This window comes from Streptomyces sp. 17_S59, assembly GCF_056930295.1.
In genome coordinates this window covers 2,973,144-2,989,073 of the sequence record NZ_JBXOWD010000001.1, presented here as the reverse complement: position 1 = coordinate 2,989,073, position 15,930 = coordinate 2,973,144, and the positions used below count along the sequence as shown (strand labels likewise).

Genomic DNA, 15,930 nt, shown 5'->3' with positions numbered 1-15,930 from the left:
GCGGGGCTGCGATTCCCGTAGTGGAGAGGGAGGCGGGACGACGCCCAGTGTTACCGGACGTAACCCGCCCATCGCCTGTGTTTGCAAGGTCAACAGGCTTGGTTGATGGCCAAGTTCAAGGACCGGCGTCCGGATGCTCATCCCCCGGATGCGGATACAGCAGGACTTAGCGTCCTGGCCATGGTTCAGGTACAGCCGCGGCCAGGGGCCGGAGACACGGTAATGGGCGTCGCGGGCCGCGACGCCGGGGAAGTGCGCGCCAAGGGCCTGAGCGGCAATTCCGTCGGCCTGCTGGGCAGCGCCGTCATAGGGATCTCCACCGTCGCGCCCGTCTACTGCCTGACGTCCACCCTCGGCCCGACCGCCGGCCAGGTCGGGGTGCACATGCCCGCCGTCTTTCTCGCGGGCTTCCTCCCGATGCTGCTGGTCGCTTTCGCCTACCGCGAGCTGAACAGCGCGATCCCCGACTGCGGTACGTCCTTCACGTGGACGGTGCGGGCCTTCGGTCCCCGTGTCGGCTGGCTGTGCGGCTGGGGACTGGTCATCGCGACCATCATCGTGCTGTCGAACCTGGCGGGCGTCGCGACGTCCTTCTTCTACCTGTTGCTGGGCGAACTCACGGGGAGCGATGCGGTTGCGGCCCTGGACGGCGACCGCACCACCCATGTCCTGACCTGCCTGGCCTTCATCGCGATCGCGACGGCCGTGAGCTACCGCGGGATGACGGCCACCAAGGGCGTGCAGTACGCGCTGGTCGCGCTCCAACTGGTCGTCCTGGCCGTGTTTATCGCGATGGCGATCACCAAGGCCCGTTCGGGCGGCCTCGCCGGCTCCGTCGCCTTCTCCTGGACGTGGCTGAACCCCTTCGGCGTGGAGTCCTTCAGCGCCTTCACGGCCGGGCTCTCGCTCTCCATCTTCATGTACTGGGGCTGGGACGCGTGCCTCACCGTCAACGAGGAGACGGAGGGCAGCGCCAGGACCCCGGGCCGGGCCGCGCTGCTGGCCATGGTGGTGCTCGTCGGCTCGTACCTGCTGACCGCGGTCGCGGCCCAGATGTTCGCGGGCGTGGGGGACAAGGGCACCGGCCTGGGCAACCCCGAGACCGCCGACAACGTCTTCGCGGCCCTGGCCGATCCCGTCCTGGGCACGGCCCTCGGCGTCCTGCTGTTCGTGGCGGTCCTGGCCTCCGCGGCGGCGAGCCTGCAGACCACGTTTCTGCCGGTGGCACGGACCGTACTGGCGATGAGCACGTACCGGGCCCTGCCGCCGTCCTTCGCCCGCATCCACCCGCGTTTCAAATCCCCGGGCCGGGCAACGGTCGCGGCCGGAGTGGCCACGGGCGTCTTCTACGCGGTCATGAGCTTCCTCAGCCGGAACGTGCTGATCGACACGGTCTATGCGCTCGGTTTGATGATCTGCTTCTACTACTCGATCACGGCGTTCGCGTGTGTCTGGTTCTTCCGCGGCGAGCTGAGCAAGTCGTTGCGCAATGCGTGTTTGAAGGGTGTGTTCCCGCTAACGGGCGGAGTGCTGCTGGCGGCGGTCTTCTGCAAGACGCTGTACGACATGTGGGATCCGTCGTACGGGACGGGGAGTTCGGTGTTCGGCGTCGGCTCGGTCTTCGTGATCGGGGTGGGGCTGCTCCTGCTCGGCGCGGTGCTGATGCTGGTGATGCAGCGCCGCAGCCCGGCGTTCTTCCGCGGGGAGGTACCGGCGGCGGAGGAGTGACGCTGCTTGTCGGCTCGTCAGCGCAGTGCCGTGGCCCGCTTGGGCGCCCAGCGCCCGGGGTTGAGCAGCTCGTCGGCGCCGACGTTGCCGATCATCCGGCGCAGGACGGAGAGCGCGGCCACGTACTCCTCGTCCGTGATCCCGGCGTGGATCTCCTGACGGACCTTGACCACCACCTCGAAGATCCGCTCCTTGGCCTCCCGCCCGGCGTCGGTGAGCAGGAACCGGTCGTCGCCCCCGTCCGTCACCCAGCCTCGGGCGAGGAGGGAGTCGAGGGCGCGGTCGATCTCGTCGGGCCCCTCGTCGAGGGTCGTGGCGAGGACGTCCCGCGCCTCCTGGCGGGTCAGGCCGCCGTCGACGACCGCGATGCGGTTGAGGACCCACCACTGCGGCTGCGAGACATCGACCTGGGCCATGGCCGAGCGGATGTGCCGGATGACGGCCTTGTGCACGGCCCAGCTCCAGTATCCGATGGGCTGCCCGGCCAGGTTGGTGCCGTCGGACTTCGGGGTTTCCAGTTTTGTGTTCTGCGTGTTCTGGGTCGCGTTCTGCGTCGTCGTCATGCCGTTGACGGTAGGACCTCAAGCGCGCTTGAGATCAAGAGTGCTGCCCGTCACAAGTGCCTCTGCGGGCTGGGAGTTCTCTCCGCGTGCAAGACCGGTGGCCTCGCTGGAAGGTGCCCGAACCGGGATGGATGCCCCAGTGGTCTCCCGCACGGGGTGAACTTCTCGGATTTCGCGCGAAGTTGGTGCGATCGTGCCTATAGAGTCGCGCCAGTGACGCCTTGACGTGCCCGTCTGTCCGGGAGTCTGCGGCCGGTCGGCCATCCCCTCCGGGGAGCCTGACTGGGGCGCGGCACCCGGTTCGCCGGGAGCGGCCGCGCCCATGGCCGGGCTCTCCGACTGGAGAGCCCGACCGCTGTGGGCCACGCCCACCTGGAAGAACGGCGCATGAATTGGGCCGTCACTGCAAGAAGAAGGATCGTGCTCCCTCAAGGGGCCTGCTCCGCTGGCTGCTCCATCTCATCGTCGCCATAGTGGCGGCGATAGTGAAGGCGGTCGTTCAGCGGTGGCTGGAGGTGAGGCACATGTTGTAGGCCCCCGCCAAACAAACTGGCGGGGGATCTACAACATTGATCCTTCCGAAGAAGCCCGTCACCACGCCCCTGGTGGCGGGTTTCGCGATGTCGCGCGAGCGCCTCTGGCTGATGCGCCCCCGCAGGTCCCGGCCGGGGATGTACATCGTGTCTGCAGCGTATCGCCCGAGGGCGGCGTCATCCAGCGGAAACGGTCAACCCGAGTGCGGGTCGGTACGCCGCGCAACCCTGCCCCTCCGCCATGCGGCCGACCCCACCGGATCGAGGTTTCCAGGTCCCGGTGGGCCGCGAACTGGTCGGGCGCGACGCCCCGTTAAAGAACGGGGGAGAGAACCGATACCAACCCAACCCGGCGCGTGTCACTCCATCAGGTGATAGCCGTGGCAGACCGGGCGAACGGCGCGGTACGGTCGCGCCAACAACCCCAAAACAGACGACGGCCCCCGGTGGGACTGGCATCCCGGCCGAGGGCCTGATCATCCAGGAAGCGACACCTTCCCAATGACTGACACGCAGTCTAGCGGCGCGCACGCCTCCGCGCGTGCCGAGACGCCGCGAGCCGGAGTGCACCACATCCGGTACCGGCACAAGTCCCACTTCACCGTCGTCGGCAACCACCTCGCTCAGCACCCCGACCTGTCATTCGTCGCGATCGGCATCGGCGTCCACGTGCAGTCGCTCCCCGACGGTGCGACCGTCGCCATCAAGGACCTCGCCCGCCTCCACCACGAAGGCGAGATCGCCATTGCCCGCGGGCTCAGGGAGCTTGAGGAAGCGGGCTACTTGGAGCGTGAACGGGTCCGGATCGAGGGTGGCCGGGTCGTGACCGTGACCCGCTGGTACGAGTATCCCGGCGCTCCCGACCCGGACAAGCGCGTCGACATCGTCAAGCCGCGCCCCGAGCCCGAGCCTGCGCCCGAACGCCCCTCCGAGCCCCCGCAGCCGCTGCCGCCCGTCGACGAACCCGCCGCCGAGCTGCTCGCCGGGCTGCGCCGCCGCGATCCCAGGCTGCTCCTGTCCGAGAAGGACGTCCGCTGCCTCGCGCCCGCCGTCCGTGCCTGGCTCGACCGGGGCGTGGGGCCCGCGCAGATCGTGCGCACGGTGACGGCTGATCTCCCGATCGACCCCATTGCCTGGCCCGCCCGGCTGCTCGCCTACCGCCTCGCGAACTGGCTGCCGCCCGCGTTGCCGGCCGGGAGGCCGGTCGAGCCGGAGCCTGAACGGCCGTTGCCGTTCCAGACGTGTGACGGCTGCGAACGGGCCTTCCGGTCGGACGGGCCGGGGCGGTGCCGGGATTGCCGCGAGGTGGCGGTGGCGTAGCGGTCGTCAGTACTGGCCGAGGCGGCCTGACTGGATCCCGCGGACGAACGACGTCCAGCTGGCGGTCGGCACCATGAAGGCGGGGCCGTTCTTCCGCTTCGAGTCGCGGACGGCCACGTGCGCGGGCAGGGGCGCGACGGAGATACAACCCGCGCCCATTTGCTCGTCACTGTAAGAGGACTTGAACCATATGCCTTCGGCAGCCAGCTCAAGTGCTCTCGCCTGTGCGTTAGGCATCATCGATCTCTCTTGCCAGTCGGTGAAGGAAGTCTGCCGTCTTCACTGGCGCCAGGGCGCCTTCGCGCATCGCGTCGAACTTCCGTGTGTACTTCCAGACTTCACGCTGCTTGTCTGACACCGTCAAGACCGGCGGGCTGTCCTGTGCTACTACGGGTTCGTAGCCAGGCTCGAAGTCCAGGAGTGTGAAGCTGTCGCTGGTGCGGTACGTGGGGAGACTCTGCGGAATGATCTGGACAGTCACGTGATCGAGTGAAGCCAGCTTCTCGATCTCTTCGTACTGTTCGCGCATGATGGCGGGACTTCCGATCACGCGCCGAAGTGCCGCCTCATCCAGGATGACGCGAAGCTCAATCGGATCGGTCTTGTGAAGGAGTTCTTTCCGCGTCATGCGCAGGGCTACGTTCGTCTCGACGAATTCGGTTGTTCGTTCATCCACTGGCTTGGCTGCCATGAACATGGCCCGCGCGTAATTCTCCGTCTGCAGCAGCGCGAAGACGACCTGAGGGTGCCATGCGCGCATCGAGACGGCGTCTGATTCGAGTCCGATGTACAGCAGCTGTCCAGAAGGAAGGACGTTTTGGTACGGGCGGTACCACCCGGCGCTGAGCGATTCGCGGTGGAGCATCAGGATGTGCTCGCGATCTTTTCGATCGGTGACACCGTAGAAGTCGAGCAGGTCTTCGAGGTCCCGCACGCGCGGCAGCTGGTTGTGTCCGGACTCGACCCGATTGATCTTGGTGTCCGAGCTTTCGATGGCGTCTGCCGCCTCCTTGGTTGTGATGCCTTTCCTCTCTCGCAGGCGTCGGAGTTCCTTGCCCAGTTCCCTCCGGCGGAACGTTGGACCACGTCGTGCTGCCACTGTTGAGCCCTTCTGAAGCTGTACCCCTCGGCGTGCCTCTGTACCGCTTCGACGCTTCCCTGTTGGTGCTCGCCATGCGCCTGTTGCCCCTTGAGCGAGGCCAGTTGACAGTCTTCCAGCTTCAGTTCCCGTCGGTGGCGGCCATGCCCGGATCCGTCATATGCCATTTTTCCCGAGTTCCTCGGTGCAGCTTGCGGCGAAAGAATTGGCTGCGCGACCGTGGTTGAGCCAGCAGGTCCAACCGGCTGGAACCCCACCCACCCCCCCAAGGACCCGCCATGCCCTTCTTCCCCCGAACCGCCAACATCGGCCGCTTCGCCACCGAGCCGCCGCGGCCCATCGGCCCGATCGAAGACGTGATCCGCGAAGCCACCGCGATGGAACGCCGCCTGCCCACGCCCGAGCGGGCAAAGGCCGTGACCACCCGACTCCGCGCGTATATCCAAGCGGTGGCCTACGACGTCGAGGCCGCGGCCCTTACCCGGCCCCCGGAAGACCCGGCGCGTCAGGACGCGCTCGCAGTGGTCAAGGAAGCCCGCCACCGGCTGGGGCTCGGCCCCGGTGACGGCTACGCCTCGGCGATCACCTTCGCCAGAAGCCTCGGGCGCGCAGCCGAAGACCTCCTCCACCACCAGCGGCAGCTGCAACCTAAGGGAGACGGCGGCCACGTTGTCGCCATGGCCGGAACGGGAGGCCCGCGCGTCCTGGTCCTGCCCCCGACCGAAACCTGTCCCGCGTGCCTCGGGTTCGTCAAAGAGCGCCATGAGGCAGAGCTGTCGCAGGACTGGGCCGGAATGCGGCGAGCCAACACCTACCTCGCCGATCACCGTCTCTCAGTCCACTGAAATCGGCATAATGTGGAGCCTGAGACCGTCCGCCCCTACAGCTTCATGAACATGGCGCGACAGGAAGGGCTCGAAATGTTCGAGCGAAGCCGGATGCGCGATGCCGAAGACTCCGCGTTCGGCGTAAGTATCCAAAGTGTCCGTGTATATATCCACGCACGTATCCGTGAAATGAAGCCGGGGCCGCGCAGACTGGGCAAGAGCCCCTTCGTTCAGGGGATCGGTTATTCGGCCGGGGCGGCCATGGGCTACCTTCCCGTCGCCGCGGCGTTCGGTGCCATCGCCACCCGGGCCGGGATGCCCCTGTGGCTGTCCGTTCTGATGTCTGCCTGGGTCTACGCGGGCGCCGCGCAGATGGCCGGCCTGCAGGCCCTCGCCCTGGGACAGCCTCCCCTGCTGGCCGCGCTGGGCATGCTCGTGGTCAATCTGCGGCACGTGCCCATGAGTCTCGCGGTGGCTCCGATCTTCCACCGGGTCGGTGAGCGGAACCGGTTGCACCCCTTGGCCCTCGGCCAGACCCTCACCGACGAAGCCTTCGCCCTGGACCTGCAGCGGCCCGGTGCGCCGGTCGGCTTCTACTACGGAATCCATGTGTCGTGCTGGGTCGCCTGGGTCGCGGGAACGGCGTGCGGGGCCGCCGTGGGGCCGGTCATTCCCGAGAGCTGGACGGCGTTCGCCCTTCCCGCGCTGTTCATCGCGCTGGCTGTCGACGCACTGAGATCCATCGAGCTCAGGCACCGGACGTGGGTGACCGTCGCGGGAGTGGTGATCGTCCTCGCCGCCCACCCGGCCGGGCCGTTCGCGGAGTTGGTGGCGATGGTCGCGACGGCCGTGCTGCTGGCAGCGGCGGACCGCCGCTGGAATCTGGCGACGACAGCCGACGCAGCCGGTCCCGACGGGCAGGAGTGAGATCACGTGGACACGATCGGGGTCCTGACGGCCGTCCTCCTCACGGGGCTCGGCACCTGCCTGATGCGGCTCGCCGGGACCACGTCCCTGAGCCACCGGCTGACCGGAACCGGATGGATGCGGCAAGTCCCCCTTGCCGTACTGCTCGTTCTGGCGATCACTTCGGTGGTCGGGAAAGAGCTGGTGATGCCCCCGCCTGCCGCGATGCTCGGCACCGTCGTGGTCGTGGCCGCCGCCGTCCGGCGTACACCGCTGCTGATCAGCGTGCTCGCCGGATGCCTGGTGTATGTGATCGTCAATGACCTCTGGCCGCACTGGTGACGCCAATTGGGTTGAATGGCACGTGTTCTATTGGGACCGCTCCGGAACCCGAGGACCATGAGGAATCATGGACGCTTCTCGATGTCGGGACGGAATTCCGGTCGATCGTACGGCGGTACGGTGCGGCCATGAACGCGGGCATGTCGCCGATTCGCTTTTCCACGGCGGGGGATACGCCACTGCGGCCAGCCGCCGGATCTTCTGTGACGTGTGCCGTCTGCAGCGGTGGCTCCAGGTCGAGGTCGCACTGGCCGCGAGCCAGGAGAAACTCGGGATGGTCTCCCGGGGTACCGCCGAGCAGGTGGCCCGGGCCTGCGAACCGGGCCGTATCGATCTCGCCTCCCTCGCCCCCGAGTTCCGGCGCACCGGGCACTCGCTGGTGCCGTTGCTGCGCGGCCTCGAAGCGGCCTGCGGGGACGGTGCGGGGGAGATGATCCACCTGGGCGCCACCACTCAGGACATCCAGGACACGGCGCAGTCCCTGGAGATGAGGGACGTGCTGGACGAGGTGGAGTCCGGCATCGCCGCCCTGGTGGAGCGCCTGAGCGAGCTGGCCGAACGGCACCGGTGCAGCCTGATGGTGGGGCGTACGCACGGTCAGCCGGCGCTCCCGACCACCTTCGGGCTGAAGGTGGCGGGCTGGCTCGACGAGCTGGTCCGCCATGGCGGACGACTGGCGCAGATGCGGGAACGGGTGCTGGTCGCGCAGCTGTGCGGCGGGGTAGGAACCATGGCCGGCTTCGGCGGGCGGGGGCGCGAGCTGCTGGCCGTCTTCGCCGGGCAGCTGGGACTCGGCGTGCCCGTGGTCGGGTGGCACGTCGCCCGCGACCGTGTGGCGGAGTTCGGCACCACCCTGGCCATGGTCGCCGGGACGCTGGCCCGGATCGCCGACGAGATCCGGGTCCTTTCGCGGCCGGAGATCGGCGAGGTGTCCGAGGGCTGGTCGTACGGACGGGTGGGCAGCAGCACCATGCCGCACAAGCGCAATCCCGAGCGCTCCGCGCAGGTCGTGCTGCTGGCCCGGCTGGCCAGGTCCAATGCCGCGCTCGCCATGGAGTGCATGGTGCAGGAGCACGAACGCGACTCCCGTGCCCTGCGGATGGAATGGGTCGCGGTCGCCGACGTCTCGCACTACACCCTGGCCGCTCTGGGCATCCTCGGTGAGGTCCTGGCCGGACTGGAGGTGCACGGCAACCGGATGGCCGAGCACGCCCGCGCATCGGCCGAGTCCATCTGCACCGAGGCAGTGATGCTGTCCCTGGCGGGAGCCATCGGCCGGCAGAGCGCGCACACGCTGGTGTACGAGGCCAGCCAGCGCGCCCGCAGCGACGACCGCTCGCTGCGCGTCTGCCTTCTGGAGCGCGAGGACGTCAGCTCCCGGATCTCGGCCACCGAGCTGGACGAACTGCTGGACCCCGCCCGTTACGTGGGAGAGTCCCCGGAGTTGACCGACAGATCGGTACGCGAGGCACGGCTCTGGCTGGCGGCCGCACGGGAATCGTCCGGCAAACGGCGATCCGCCGACTCGGCGGAAGCAGAAGGAGCGCCGTCATGACGGAGCTGCTGCGCTTCGACGGTGATCGTGCGACCGAAGCCGACGTCGAGGCGCACACCCCGGAGATGCTGATGCAGCGGGAGCACGTGCGGCGGCAGCTCGCGCTCGCCCCCGGGGACCACGTCCTGGACGTCGGCTGCGGGCCCGGCTATCTCACCTCGGAGATCGCGGACCGGGTCGGCCCGGACGGCAAGGTCTGCGGCATCGACATCAGCGAGTCCATGCTGGCGCTGGCGCGCCGGCGGTGTGCGACCCCCGACGGACGGGTGCGCCTGGGGCTCGGGCGCTGCGAGGAGATCCCGTTTCCGGACGCGACGTTCGACGCGGCGGTCTCGGTACAGGTCTACGAGTACGTCGAGGACATCGGGCGGGCACTGGCGGAACTCCACCGCGTGCTGCGGCCGGGCGGCCGCGCCGTGATCCTGGACACCGACTGGGACTCACTGGTGTGGCACTCCTCCGACCGTCCCCGGATGCGCCGGATCCTGGAGCTGTGGGACGACCATGTGGCCCATCCCCGACTCCCGCAACGGCTCGGACCGATGCTCCGCGAGGCCGGTTTCCACGAGGAGAGCCTGACCACGCTGACGTTCCTCAACCGTGCATGTCACCGGCAGGCCTACAGCCACTGGCAGATCGGATTCATCGAGGCGTTCCTGGCGGGCCACCCCGGGGCCGATCCGGAGCAGACCACGGCGTGGAGCCGGGAGCTGCGGGAGCTGGCCGCGGCCGGGCGGTACTTCTTCAGCCTGGGGCGCTACGTGTTCACCGTGGTACGTCCCGGGGCCTGAGGGACACCGGAAGCGGCCGGGCCGTCAGCCGCGGACGCGCTCGAACTCGCGCAGGAAGCCGGCCAGCGCCCGGACGCCGTCCTCGGGCATGCCGTTGTAGACCGACGCCCGTACTCCGCCGACAGTGCGGTGCCCGGCGAGGCCCAGGAGGCCCTCCGCATGGGCACGCGCCAGGAAGGCGTCCGTGAGCGACTCGTCGGCGAGCCGGAAGACGACGTTCGTGACCGAGCGGTGGTCGGGGTGCGCCGTGGGACGGTAGAAGCCCGAACGGTCGAGTTCCCGGTAGAGCAGGCGTGCCTTCGCGAGATTCGTCCTCTCGACCGCGGCGAGGCCGCCCTGGTCCCGGACCCACTCCAGGACGAGGGACATCACGAACACGGCGAAGGTGTTGGGGGTGTTGTCGAGCGAACCGGTCCCGGCGTAGACCGCGTAGTCCAGGAGCCGCGGAGTCTGCGGCAGGGCATGGCCGAGCAGGTCGTCCCGGACGATCACCAGGGCCGCACTCGACGGGCCGAGGTTCTTCTGGAACCCGGCGTAGGTGATGCCGAACCGTGTGTGGTCCAGCCGCCGGGAGAGGATGTCGCTGGTGGCGTCCACCACCAGCGGAGCCGGGCAGTTCTCCGGGAAGTCGTTCCACCGGGTGCCGTACACGGTGTTGTTGCTGGTCAGGTGGAGGAATGCGGCCTGCGCGGGGCAGTCCCCGGGGGCCACCTCGGGGATACGGTCGAAACCGGTGGGCTCGCTGGTGGCGACGGTCAGGGCGGTGCCGTAGCGGGCCCCCTCCCGCAGCGCCTGCCGGGCGAACAGGCCGGTCACGACGTAACCGGCCGTGCGGGCCGGGGACCGCCCGATCAGGTTGAGCGGGACGGCGGCGCACTGCATGCGGGCGCCGCCGTGCACGAAGAGCAGGTGGTAGTCGTCCGGGAGCCCGCACAGCCGGCGGAACAGGGCGGTGGTGGTCCCGAGGACCTCGGCGAACCTGCGGCTCTTGTGGCTGATCTCGATGATCGATGCACCGTCCCCGGCATGCGCCCCGAACTCCTCGCGTATCCGCCGGGCCACGGCCCGGGGCAGTGTCGCGGGTCCCGCGCAGAAGTTGTACGCCCGCCGTGACGGCGGGGTGGCGGGAGCGGGGCGCGGTGTCACCTCAGCACATCCTCAGTTTCTCCAGGAACGCCTCGATTCCCTCGGTGCGCACGCACGCGACGGCGTCGGTCGCCGGACTCGTGCGGTCGCGGAGGCGCCGGGCCAGTGGCGTCAGCTCGTCGGCCGGTGCGACGGGCTCCCGGTGCAGTGATGCGGACGCCAGGTCGAGGGCCTGGCGGCCCCATGCGACGAGGGGGACTCCTGCGACGCCGGCCTGCCAGCCGAGGGTCTGGACCTCGGCAGCCGCGGTCCGGGCGTCCTCGAGCGTCCAGCCGCCGAACAGGTCCCGGCACCGTTCGATGTCGCCGAGCCAGCCCAGCAGCATCGCCAGCCAGGAGAAGGTCTCCGCCCGGTCCATCGTCGGCAGGTGGCGGATCTCGACGAAGGTCCCCCGCCCGCCGTCGCGGAGCACCGCCTCGGGGCGGCCGGCGGCCACGGCGCGGAGGATCTCCTCGACGGTGCAGGATTCGTCGAGCTGCAGCCTCACCCGCACCGCGGGCCAGTAGAAGACCAGGCCGGTGGCCAGGTCGGCCGGGGTGCAGCGGAGGGAGCACTTGACGCCGTTCATGTCGACGAAATCGGCATCACCGGCCGCCGCGAACTGCGCGGTGGTCAACTCCCGGTCCACCGGGCTGTAGATCATGCCCTCGCGGTCGATCTCGAAGATCGGCAGTGACCATGCCTGCTGCATGTAGTCGGCCGGACTGCCGTACAGGCGGCGGGGGAAGTGCAGCCGGTGGGCGAAGAACGGGTTGGAATCGGCCAGTTCCATGTACCCGCGCAGGCGCAGCGAGTACCAGGGCTGCACCCTGCCTCCGAAGACAGCCGAGTTGGCGCCCCACGCGTAGAGCAGCGGGGTCATCTTGATCAGCGTGTTGCAGACGTCGACCACGCGGGGCAGCGGTACGTCGACGTTGAACTGGACGGCCGCGAAGCCCGGCCAGGCATCGGCGGCATAGTGCCCCGGGTGGCGTTCGGCCTGGGCCAGCCACAGCTTGTAGTGGGCCTTGTCCGCCAGGTACGGGCCCCCGAGGGTCTCGGTGATCACCTGGCAGCCGTGGGCCAGGGGCGACAGGCCCTCGGCCTTCATGGCGGGGAGGACCAGCGAGTCGAGGGCTTCGTTCCACGCCGTCTTGGCCGGGGCGAAGCCCTCCTCCGGGGGCAGGGCCATTTCCACCGTGCAGATGCCGTAGTCGTTCCCCACGGCCAGGGTCCCGTTGCTTCTCCGCGCCGTGGCGCCGACGAGCGTTCCGCTGGTGGCGTCGTGGTACGCGGTGAAGTCCGGCCGCCCGGCGATCCGCCGGAACAGCGCCTGCACCGCTTTGCTGTCGGCGGCCTCCCCCAGACGGTCGACCACCGGCAGCTCGGATTCGATACCGATCTTCATGACCCAGCCCTCACACGCGGCGGCGATGACGCTGGAAACGCTAGAGGCAGATTCCGGCCACCGCTCGACGCCGGGAGAGGATTAACGCTTTGTAGTGATTTCAATACCGTCGCCCACTGCCAGTGTCTGGCTCTGGGCATCCGGCACCAGGCCGACGTGCCGCCGGTACCGGGCGATGACCTCGGCGTTCTTCCGGGGAACCAGGATGTTGTCGGCCACCACCAGGCCGCCCGTCCGCAGCGCCGGCCAGCAGGCGTCGAAGTCCCGTACGTAGAGTTCCTTCCAATGGTCCAGCAGCACGAGATCCACCGGGCCGGGGAGGCCGGGCAGCAGCGTCGGCGCCTCGACCGTGGTCAGCTCGACCACCGCGTCCAGACCCGCTGCCGCCACATTGGCCCGCTGCTCGGCCTGCTTCGCGGTGTCGGGCTCGATGGAGTGGAGGCGTCCGCCGGTCGCCCGCACCGCCTCGGCGAGCCACAGTGTGGAGTAGCCGACCGAGCCGCCGATCTCCACGACCGTCCGGGCGCCGGTCGCCCGCACCAGGGTGTTCAGCAGCAGGCCGACCTCGGGACCGACGTCCAGCATGAAGGAGCCGGCCCGGTCGCGCAGTGCACTGCCGCCTGCGGTGCGCAACGCCTCCAGCTCGGCCTGTTCCTTGCGGGAACGCGCCTCCAGCTCGCGCAGCACGGACAGGAACCGGGGGTCGGTCTCCGGGCCTGTCGGCCGCATCACGTGATCCCGAAGAATCGGCGGGCGTTGTCGCACAGGAGCTTGCGCTTCACCGATTCCCCGATGTCGCCCCGGTCGGTCAGCGAGGTGACGGCGCCGGGGAACTTGGCGTCGAAGTGCGGGAAGTCGCTGGCGAACAGCAGGTTCTCCTCGAGGCCCTGCTCGATCAGCATGGGCAGCAGCGGGTCCTCCGGTTCGATCCCGAGGTAGCACTGGCGCTTGAAGTAGGTGCTGGGCCGCTCGGGCAGCGGAGGCCGGTCCTTGGCGAACTGCTCGACGTGGTCGTCCATCCGGTTCAGCCAGAACGGCGCCCACCCGGCACCGCTCTCCATGAAGGCGAAGTTCAGACCGGGGAACCGCTCCATGACCCCACCCGTGATGAGCAGCATCACCGCGGTCATGTGCTCGAAGGTGTGGCTGACCAGGTGGCCCTGCATGGTGTCGTGGGTGCGCTCGGTGCCGATGCGGGGGATGCGGGCGACGCCGAAGCCTTCGTGGAAGCAGACCGCGATGCCGTTGCGTTCGCAGAACTCCCAGAGGGCCTCGTACACCGGGTCGTCGACGTTGGTGCCGGCCACCGTGTTGGGGCGGAGGATGACCGTGCGGACGCCCTGGTCCAGCATCCGGCGCGCCTCTTCCACGGCCAGGACCACGTCGTGCTGCGGCAGGGCGGCCACCGCGTACAGACGGGTGCGGTCCTCGGCGCAGTAGGAGAGGGCCCAGTCGTTGTACGTCTTGACGATCTCGTACGCGAAGGCGGAGCTGCGCAGGGCCGGGAGCAGGCCGAGCACCTTGGACGGGAAGACGTACGCGAGGGTGATCCCCTCCCGGTCCATGGCGGCGAGCCGGTCCTGCGGTTCGAGGCCGCCGCGGCGGAGCGCACCGAGCACCTCCAGCGTGGCCGGGTCGTCGTGCATCCAGCTGCCCGGCGTGTACGTGGCTCCCTGGGTGCTGCCGAACCAGGCGGCCTGGATGGGGCGGCCGTGGAAGGTCGGTGCGGGTTGCTCGATGACCCGCCCTTCCGCGGTCAGCGTGCCGTCCTGATACCTGGGCATCCACGGGGCGTACTTCTCCGGGAGCCTTCCCCGCCACCAGGCGTCGGAGTCGGGAAGCACGATGTGACTGTCGGCGTCGACGACGGGGTACTCGCCCTGGCTGACCATATGCGGCTCCTTGTGTGGCTCCTTCGAGGCCGGGCTGTGAGGCTCCGGACACCGGAAAGACCAGCGGAGTCGCAAAGCCTCATTCAGGAGGCTGCCCGCACACGGTGCGCAACTACACAGAGTTGTTGCACTCGTTGGAGGTGTGCCGGGGCGCATACCCGGCGCACGGCGGCCGTCCTCATCCGGAGCGGTCCCGTCCGAGGAAGACCGGATTCGTCATCGCCGCCATCGCCCCCGGGAGCCCTGAGCCCGCCGTCGGCGCATGCCGCACTTCCGCCCGTACGTACGCCGCGTACGACGCCGTCGTGCGCCACTCCACCACCCCGGAGCCCGAGTCCGGCAGGGGCGTTTCGTACAGGCGGCCCTGGTCCGTGACGAACGATGCCGAGCAGCCCGGCGTCCCGGACACCTCCAGGCGTACCGTCACCTCCGCGTCGCGGTCGACCCTCAGCCGTTCGCCGATGCCCGCGTGTTCGCCGTGGCCGCCGGTCGCGGTGAAGGAGAGGTGGACGGCCGAGGATTCCGCGATCCAGCTGTGGCCCGCCCTGATGCCCGTCAGCAGGGCGTCGCGGGACAGGTCGTCCGCCAGGACGACCGTCTGCGGCAGGCCCACCACCTGCGGCTCGCGGTGGGCGTCGCTGTTGCCCATGGCAGGCAGCCAGCGCCTGTCCCCGTGGGCCGATGCGACCAGCATTGCGTCCCACGCCGCCACGGCCATCTCGTCGTCCGGGGTGTACGGGCCGTTCCACACCTCCACCGCGTCGGCCTCGTCGAAGCCGAACTTCCAGTTGCAGCCGACGCAGGTCCCGTACGGATGCGCCGGGACGACCAGTCCGCCCGTTTGCCGGATTCTGCGCGCGAAACGTCCGAAGGCGTCGTCTCTCGCGCGGTAGCGCCAGTCGATGAACGCGCCCGGGTCCGTGCCGAGGGCCACGACGTGGCCGTTGCGCGTCGTCACTTCCTCGCCCGTGAGGATGAGCAGGTCGTCGCCCCACAGGCCCTGCCACGCGCCGTGCGAGGAGGTGGTGTTGTGCTCCGTCGTGGTGATCCAGTCGAGCCCGGCGGCCCGTGCCGCCGCGGCGATCTGTGCCGGGGTGCGCAGGCCGTCGGAGTAGACGCTGTGCAGGTGGTTGTCGCCCCGGTACCAGGCCCGGCCCCGGCCGCGGGCGCGCTGCGGCGGGTACACCGGCTTCGGCGTGGCGCCCTGGCGGCCGTAGCGCAGGGTGACCGTGACCTCGTACGCCAGGCCCTGCGGGGCCACCGTGTACGGGCCGAGGACGATGTGCCAGGTGCCGGGGCGGACGGGGCCGGCCAGATAGCCCGGCGTGGCCCGTTCGGCGCTGATGGCGAACTCCGTGCGGGCGCCGCCCGACCAGCCGCGGAAGCCCCGGCCGCCCAGCTCGGTGCCGCGCTCGTCGAAGATGCCGATGTCGCAGGTGTTGCCCTGGGTGCCCGGCGGCACGGTGGGCCGGTCGTAGCTGTAGGAGACGGCGATCTCGCGGACGCCGCGCGGTACTTCCACGGGGAGGTGGACGAAGTCCGGCGCACCGGCCGGGAGCCGGCCGGTGACCTTGCGGGTCTCTTCGCCGTCGGTTCTCTCGGGCCCGTCGGCGTGGGCGAAACTCACGCCTTCGAGCGTAAGCACACTCGTGGCTCCTGCGATAGCCGTCATTTTGAGTACGTTCCGCCGGTGCAGCATGTCGGTCCCCTCGCGTGGCCGGTCGGTTGCCGGGTCGGTGCCGATCGGTGTCGGATCGGTGCCGGGTGGTTCCGCAGTGCCCTGGGACATCCTTGTACGCCCGGGAGATGTACGCCCGGGATACGGTCTGCGAAAAGCGGCC

At 69.4% G+C, this 15,930-nt stretch carries 15 protein-coding genes; 7 read left to right on the top strand and 8 right to left on the bottom strand.

Annotated features, from left to right (window positions below):
- The first annotated feature begins 180 nt into the window (after positions 1-180).
- Positions 181-1,728, top strand: coding sequence for an APC family permease (locus tag AC1Z4A_RS13200; protein WP_483678534.1), 1,548 nt, complete (start codon positions 181-183; stop codon positions 1,726-1,728).
- Between the two features lie 17 nt (positions 1,729-1,745).
- Here the strand turns inward: AC1Z4A_RS13200 and AC1Z4A_RS13195 are convergent, their stop codons facing one another.
- Positions 1,746-2,291, bottom strand: a complete 546-nt coding sequence (locus AC1Z4A_RS13195) for a MarR family winged helix-turn-helix transcriptional regulator (RefSeq protein WP_483678533.1) — start codon at positions 2,289-2,291, stop codon at positions 1,746-1,748.
- A 1,034-nt stretch (positions 2,292-3,325) separates the two neighbouring features.
- Here AC1Z4A_RS13195 and AC1Z4A_RS13190 point away from each other — a divergent pair.
- Positions 3,326-4,144 (top strand): helix-turn-helix domain-containing protein, encoded by an 819-nt coding sequence (locus AC1Z4A_RS13190; RefSeq protein ID WP_483678532.1) that lies wholly within the window; start codon positions 3,326-3,328, stop codon positions 4,142-4,144.
- A gap of 6 nt (positions 4,145-4,150) precedes the next feature.
- Here the strand turns inward: AC1Z4A_RS13190 and AC1Z4A_RS13185 are convergent, their stop codons facing one another.
- Complete coding sequence (locus AC1Z4A_RS13185) at positions 4,151-4,381, bottom strand: DUF397 domain-containing protein (protein WP_483678530.1); 231 nt, start codon at positions 4,379-4,381, stop codon at positions 4,151-4,153.
- Positions 4,374-5,243, bottom strand: coding sequence for a helix-turn-helix domain-containing protein (locus tag AC1Z4A_RS13180; protein ID WP_483678529.1), 870 nt, complete (start codon positions 5,241-5,243; stop codon positions 4,374-4,376). Before AC1Z4A_RS13180 ends, AC1Z4A_RS13185 begins: the two co-directional genes overlap by 8 nt.
- Before the next feature lie 278 nt (positions 5,244-5,521).
- On the opposite strand from AC1Z4A_RS13180, the gene AC1Z4A_RS13175 reads away from it, so the two are divergent.
- The 5 genes from AC1Z4A_RS13175 to AC1Z4A_RS13155 all read left to right on the top strand — a co-directional run bounded on the left by AC1Z4A_RS13175 (position 5,522) and on the right by AC1Z4A_RS13155 (position 9,664).
- Positions 5,522-6,088, top strand: a complete 567-nt coding sequence (locus AC1Z4A_RS13175; RefSeq protein ID WP_483678527.1) for a DUF6415 family natural product biosynthesis protein — start codon at positions 5,522-5,524, stop codon at positions 6,086-6,088.
- Positions 6,089-6,100: 12 nt separating this feature from the next.
- Entirely contained in the window at positions 6,101-6,997 is an 897-nt protein-coding gene (locus AC1Z4A_RS13170) for an AzlC family ABC transporter permease (protein ID WP_483678525.1), read from the top strand.
- 6 nt (positions 6,998-7,003) lie between these two features.
- Positions 7,004-7,318 carry an AzlD domain-containing protein gene (locus tag AC1Z4A_RS13165; RefSeq protein WP_483678523.1) on the top strand — a complete coding sequence of 105 codons (315 nt, stop codon included), beginning with the start codon at positions 7,004-7,006 and terminating at the stop codon, positions 7,316-7,318.
- A gap of 67 nt (positions 7,319-7,385) precedes the next feature.
- Positions 7,386-8,873 carry a class-II fumarase/aspartase family protein gene (locus tag AC1Z4A_RS13160; RefSeq protein WP_483678521.1) on the top strand — a complete coding sequence of 496 codons (1,488 nt, stop codon included), beginning with the start codon at positions 7,386-7,388 and terminating at the stop codon, positions 8,871-8,873.
- Complete coding sequence (locus AC1Z4A_RS13155; protein ID WP_483678520.1) at positions 8,870-9,664, top strand: methyltransferase domain-containing protein; 795 nt, start codon at positions 8,870-8,872, stop codon at positions 9,662-9,664. Before AC1Z4A_RS13160 ends, AC1Z4A_RS13155 begins: the two co-directional genes overlap by 4 nt.
- A 24-nt stretch (positions 9,665-9,688) precedes the next feature.
- Here the strand turns inward: AC1Z4A_RS13155 and serC are convergent, their stop codons facing one another.
- From serC to AC1Z4A_RS13130, 5 genes are all read right to left on the bottom strand, one after another.
- Complete coding sequence (gene serC, locus AC1Z4A_RS13150; RefSeq protein ID WP_483678518.1) at positions 9,689-10,810, bottom strand: 3-phosphoserine/phosphohydroxythreonine transaminase; 1,122 nt, start codon at positions 10,808-10,810, stop codon at positions 9,689-9,691.
- Between the two features lies 1 nt (position 10,811).
- A complete protein-coding gene (locus AC1Z4A_RS13145) occupies positions 10,812-12,197 on the bottom strand; it encodes a glutamate-cysteine ligase family protein (RefSeq protein ID WP_483678516.1) in 1,386 nt (461 codons plus the stop codon).
- A gap of 81 nt (positions 12,198-12,278) precedes the next feature.
- Positions 12,279-12,926, bottom strand: a complete 648-nt coding sequence (locus AC1Z4A_RS13140) for an O-methyltransferase (RefSeq protein ID WP_483678514.1) — start codon at positions 12,924-12,926, stop codon at positions 12,279-12,281.
- Complete coding sequence (locus AC1Z4A_RS13135) at positions 12,926-14,089, bottom strand: amidohydrolase family protein (protein WP_483678512.1); 1,164 nt, start codon at positions 14,087-14,089, stop codon at positions 12,926-12,928. Before AC1Z4A_RS13135 ends, AC1Z4A_RS13140 begins: the two co-directional genes overlap by 1 nt.
- A 178-nt stretch (positions 14,090-14,267) precedes the next feature.
- Entirely contained in the window at positions 14,268-15,788 is a 1,521-nt protein-coding gene (locus tag AC1Z4A_RS13130) for a CehA/McbA family metallohydrolase (RefSeq protein ID WP_483678511.1), read from the bottom strand.
- Between the last annotated feature and the right edge of the window lie 142 nt (positions 15,789-15,930).